General features: G+C 34.8%; 5 protein-coding genes and 1 pseudogene. 2 read left to right on the top strand and 4 right to left on the bottom strand.

What is annotated here, in order from left to right; genetic code table 11:
- The 3 genes from mobV to AC0C45_RS29910 all read right to left on the bottom strand — a co-directional run.
- Positions 1–602: MobV family relaxase (gene mobV, locus AC0C45_RS29920; RefSeq protein WP_472929318.1), on the bottom strand; the 602-nt coding region annotated here is incomplete at its 3' end.
- 729 nt (positions 603–1,331) lie between these two features.
- Positions 1,332–2,066: a DUF3800 domain-containing protein gene (locus AC0C45_RS29915; RefSeq protein ID WP_472929317.1), complete on the bottom strand. Its 735-nt coding sequence runs from the start codon at positions 2,064–2,066 to the stop codon at positions 1,332–1,334.
- A gap of 77 nt (positions 2,067–2,143) precedes the next feature.
- The gene (locus tag AC0C45_RS29910) at positions 2,144–2,674 is read right to left on the bottom strand and encodes a MerR family transcriptional regulator (RefSeq protein WP_472929316.1); all 531 of its coding nucleotides are present in this window, start codon (positions 2,672–2,674) and stop codon (positions 2,144–2,146) included.
- 648 nt (positions 2,675–3,322) lie between these two features.
- Between AC0C45_RS29910 and AC0C45_RS29905 the strand changes: the two genes are divergently transcribed.
- Complete coding sequence (locus tag AC0C45_RS29905; RefSeq protein WP_472929315.1) at positions 3,323–3,850, top strand: replication/maintenance protein RepL; 528 nt, start codon at positions 3,323–3,325, stop codon at positions 3,848–3,850.
- 121 nt (positions 3,851–3,971) lie between these two features.
- Positions 3,972–4,322: a response regulator transcription factor gene (locus tag AC0C45_RS29900; protein WP_472929314.1), complete on the top strand. Its 351-nt coding sequence runs from the start codon at positions 3,972–3,974 to the stop codon at positions 4,320–4,322.
- 57 nt (positions 4,323–4,379) lie between these two features.
- Here AC0C45_RS29900 and AC0C45_RS29895 read toward each other — a convergent pair.
- A pseudogene (locus tag AC0C45_RS29895) lies at positions 4,380–5,227 on the bottom strand (hypothetical protein); the annotation flags it as partial.

Below are 5,227 nucleotides of genomic sequence, written 5' to 3'. Positions count from 1 at the left end.
ACATAGCCCCGTTCATTCATGCGCTCATTATACTTATCTTGTAACGATGATAAATCATCTTTTGTTTTAATAAATTGATGTCTACTAATCGTTAAAACATTCTCCTTACGCCTACCGTCATATATCTCCGTCAGAGGGACAGCCACGATATGAAGATGAGGCGTTTTTTCATCCATATGTACAGAAGCGTGAATGATTCTATCATGTGATAAACCTACCTCATCCGTTACAAATTCCAAAGAGTCCTGCGCCCAGGATTGGATCTCGGCCTTTGATTTTCCTTTAAAGAATTCTTCATCGCTCGTAAATAAGAACTCGCATGCTACATCGTTTTTTGCACCATTAATTGCCTGTTCAAATGACTTACGACGATCACTGCGTGTCGTCTTCATTCGTTCCTCATGTTCACGCCTCATGTCTAGCGTGATTTCAGAAAAACGCTTCAGATAAGAATCGCATTTTACAAGCTCGATATTCTCGCTTGATTTCTCTTTATCAATATCTAAATTTGTATCAGATACTCGGTCCGCATTATGTTTCCCGATTCCTCTCAAATCACTTGTCGTTTTGATTCCTTGAACTCTAAAAATGGAATAACTCAATCGTGGTTCCCTCCTCATTAAAGTCTCCCCCACATTATGGGGGAGAGAGAAAAACATGTCAATGTTAGAACACACTCTAATATTGACACTATCGTATCAATATGGTGTGCCCCTTCGGGGGAGGAACAGCTTCGCTATTCCTATAAAGACCGCGGACGTTGTCCACACCTACCAAAGGGAATCTCCCTTTGGAATCTATCCTAAAAACTCCCCCAACCCCCTCACTTTTTTGAGGGGGCTCCCTCGCCGGTTGGCGTCAAACAAACGGGGTTGTTTGAGTGCCAACAGGGTTAGGGTTTGGTGAATCTGTCAACTCCTTAAATTCTCGACCTGACGGTCTTGCGATTTACCGTTGACAGATAAAAAAAGAAGCACTCTTTTCAAAATAAGAGTGCTTCTCAAAAATAGAAAGCGACCTTGACTATTCAGAAAAGGTCGCTTGACTTATATGATTGAAGAATATTCATAATTCAACCATCTGCTATAATGGGAAGAACTATCGTAATTCCCATATGTATAGTTTAACCTGAAAAAATCACAAACATGTGATGAAATCCAAAATAAAATACCTTGACTATTCAGAGAAGGTACCACCGTAGTTATGGATTGAAAACTATCGTAATCGCCTCATAACCTTCTTATTAGTGAGGAAAACTATCGTAAACCTCAGTAATAAATTACAGCCCTTATTCTAAGCTATTAGTTTCCGTATGTCAACTAGAACTAAATTCAAGGTAAAATTTTAAATCCAAATCGTTTTTGAAGCTCTTGTCCTCCATCATATAACGCATCTTCAATTAATGGATAGATTGTAGGCGTCTTAGGACTTAAACCATTACATGATCTGTTTAAAGTTCCAGGAATAAAGTCAGCTAATTGAAGACCGATGTTATTATCTGCCTTTATTAAAAAGTTGATGTTTAACAATCTAGATTGAAACGCATTTGGGCTATAGTACAATGTCCCATTAGCAATAATCTTATGATACGTATTTCTAAGCTTTGTATCATGAGTAGGATTGATACCTTCAATGTAAACTTGACCTTGTGCGTTATTTTTTCTTAAAAAATGCACAAAATTTTCAAGAACAATCTGCAATACAATATAGTATTCATCATTCAGATCACTGTCACTATAATAGGCTTTATAATCGTTGATATGAATGGAAGCTCCCAATGTTGTTAAAGGAAAGTTCTTAAAAACGTTCTCCATTCCCTCCCAAAAATCTGCTCGTTTTTGTGGGTCACGCATGTCTGTGTATGCCCCACTTGCTCTTCTAATCTCTGCTTCATGAAGAACAATCTCTGGAGTATTAAAGATGTCGTTCTTTAGTTTTCTTACCTCTGGTATGATTTCTTTTTGATAAGTCTCCTTTTCAATAATTACACCAGCTAAGCATAAATGATTTATGTTAGACCCATTAGGTTTTGATTCATCAAGAAACAAGTAATATTCAGTATTCATCGTTCTCCCCCAAATAATTATAAGAATATGATGAATACAATTATATATCTAATTGCGCTAAATGTATTGTATTACCACTACTTCCAAAATTCCCACCATTTCTTTTTCTCCTTTGCAGCTGCAATCTCTAAGCGTCTTTCTTCTAAAGTTGCTTGAAGATGATGAGTTAACAAACGATCCCTTTGTTCCAATGTATCGTTCATCTTACGTTCAAAAACTTGAAACATTGCTTCACGTTCTTCATCTATTGCTTCTTTTACAGCTTCTTGTACGATTTCCTTCAATTCACGCTTCGACAAACGTATTTCATCTTCATTAACGGGTATCGTGAACACGCCATTATCATCTTGTGGAAACATTGATACTACAGCTTTTATAGCGTCATTCTTACTCATGTTATTTGATAAGAATTCCTTCAACTTTTTTAACGGCATGATGTCTTTTTCTAGGTAAGCACGTCTGTTATGTTCATCCCGATAAAAACAATAACCCTCATTTTCTAAATCAATTGACCATCTTCTTAAGTTCGATGTTGTTATATCAAGTAATTCTGCAATATCCTTTGCCCAGTATGATTTTTGAGTTTCCTCATAATTTCCGTTATCCATAGCGTTAACCACCTCGTTATAAGGTTCATTCTATGCCATTAGAAAAAACACCTTCTTCCCCTTCGTTTTGGGGTGTGAGGCTGGCTTTTAAAATAGTGTATCTATAATTTGAAAAAGGAATGGAACTTAGGACAGTTGCTCTGGCGGTTCGGCAGGTATACTAGTTCAATCAAGCCGATCATCGTTAGCTTCGTTTTGGGTATGTTCGGCTTGGCAACATATACTTACCTGCCGAAATTCAATAAACAAGGGGTAAAGAGTGGAGATTTTTTGAATGGGTTATCAAAAAATACTACTCGACCCTTGTTTATTGAATAGCCAATTATTTTGAAAAGTTTTAGCCTAAAGGCTAGTGTTTTTTATAGCTAAAAAACACAAAAAACATGTACATAAAATAAGAGAAAAGAAGAAAAAAACTTCTATAAGCCTTGATATATCAGTGTTTTCTTACCTTCTCTATAATCATATACGTTATAGATTATAATCATATACGTTATAGACTATAATCGTATTTGTTATAAACTATAATCGTATTTGTTATAGAATATAATCTAAAATAGATTATAAAAATGAATAAAACCTCTTGAATTACTTTAATTTTTATAATACAATACAGATTATAAATAATAATACAAAAGAGGTGTGAAAGTGAAGTCTTGGGAAAAAGAACTAATTGGAGATACCCAAAAGAAAAAAATTAGTAAGGAAGTTAAAGAAACAGTTACCAATGATGACGGTGAAAAGCTGTTTCAAAAGCATATTGAAGAATCTTATGTTTCTAAGGAGCCTGATTACGTAAAAGTTTATTTAGATAACATCTTACAAATTAATAACTTACCAAGTGGTATCCAAAAAACATTAAATGTTCTTCTAAAAAGAATGGCCTATGATAACATCGTTGTTTTAAATGCATACATAAAAAAACAAATGGCTGAAGAACTAGGATTTAATACAGTGCAGAGCTTAAACAACAATATCAATAAGCTTGTTAAAGAAGGAATTATGACTAGAAAAGGAACTGGTACTTACGAAATGAATCCGTTCCTTTTTGGAAGAGGATCTTGGGATAGTATCAAGAAAATTAGATTCCAAGTAATTTTTGAAGAGGGAAAAATCAGTCAAAGAGCAGATTTTGATTATAAAGATGAAGTTGCTATATCTCATGAAGAAAACTAATTTAAAAAGTAAAAAGGGCACTTCCTCTGCAAAGGAAGCACCCCATGTGAAAAACATAATACTTTACTTAACACTAACATTATAACATGGGTTGCCCTCAAAAATATAGGAGGGTCTTATCATGGATCAAACCGAAAAACTGTTAATGGGTATTGAAAATATTCTAAGTGTAGCATCTGATTTAGTTGATGAAGTTGGTCGTCTAAAACGTGTAGAAGAGGAATGTAAAATCCTTAAAGAAAAGCTATTTCTTAAACAATTCACAGAGGCAGAACAAGAGATTTTCGCCCTAGCTATAGACGGTCACAGCACGACAGAAATGCAAAAGATGCTTGTTAGGGAAGAAAGCACCGTCCGAACTCATAGACGAAATATCATGCAAAAATTGAATGTTTCCTCGATGAAGGAAGCAGTTCAACAATTTAAAAACATCCATGATGAATCACCACAAAATCTTATTCGTATCTCTTAACATACAAAAATAGCCTTAAAGGCTAAAGGAGCAGGCTCAAGCCTGCTTTTTCTTTTGCTATTCTCTTTCAAAACCTCTGTCTCGATTTTTTGTGCTTTGTCTATTCTTAAAGAATTCTTCAGCCTGCTTATAACCCACTTTTTCAGCCTTGGTTAACTTATTTTCGTTATACATATGCTCGTCTTTTTTGAAAACATTAACTGTTCGATTGACCTGATACTTAGCAAACCCAACAACCTTTTGAAAATCTTCTCCCATAGAGCGTTCCGTATATCTCTCTTTCATGTAATCAAATAGTTTTCCTAAACGCTCATATTGCTTTTTGTACCATCTTGTTTCTTGTCTTGATTGAGTCAATTGTTTATCTAGCTTACCATTGCTTTCTCTTAAATTTTTAGTTGTTTCTTTCTCTTTCTCATACATCTCTTTATACGCTTTATTTTCCCTTTTAAGCGCTTCGGAAGCCTTTGCTAAGGCTTTAAGACTCTGGAAGTCCTCAAAGCTCAATTCGACGCTCTTAGGCTGTTTTAAATTGAATAAGCTTCCTTTCTCTTTAAAATCCATATCATCTATTTTTTTAACTTGAGTAACCTCTTTTTTCAAATCGTCCATCTCTGATTTTCGATTTGAAATAGATAACTCTAAATTTGTTTTTTTACCTTCTAACTCTTTTACAGATTGCTTTGCTTGCACAGCTGCTTGTTCATGATAATGAGTCTGTTCTTTAAAAGCCTGTACTTTTTGGTGGCGGACTTCTTTTGGTGTACCTCGTTCCAGTACATAGCCCCGTTCATTCATGCGCTCATTATACTTATCTTGTAACGATGATAAATCATCTTTTGTTTTAATAAATTGATGTCTACTAATCGTTAAAACATTCTCCTTACGCCTACCGTCATATATCT

It is taken from the genome of Priestia sp. VA7, from assembly GCF_055710015.1.
This window is presented reverse-complemented; position numbering and strand designations above follow the sequence as displayed.

Bases quoted from the DNA above. Each gene is read 5' to 3' on its own strand.
- AC0C45_RS29910 (WP_472929316.1), bottom strand. From the start codon at position 2,674: ATGGATAACGGAAATTATGAGGAAACTCAAAAATCATACTGGGCAAAG.
- AC0C45_RS29915 (WP_472929317.1), bottom strand. From the start codon at position 2,066: ATGAATACTGAATATTACTTGTTTCTTGATGAATCAAAACCTAATGGG.
- AC0C45_RS29900 (WP_472929314.1), top strand. From the start codon at position 3,972: ATGGATCAAACCGAAAAACTGTTAATGGGTATTGAAAATATTCTAAGT.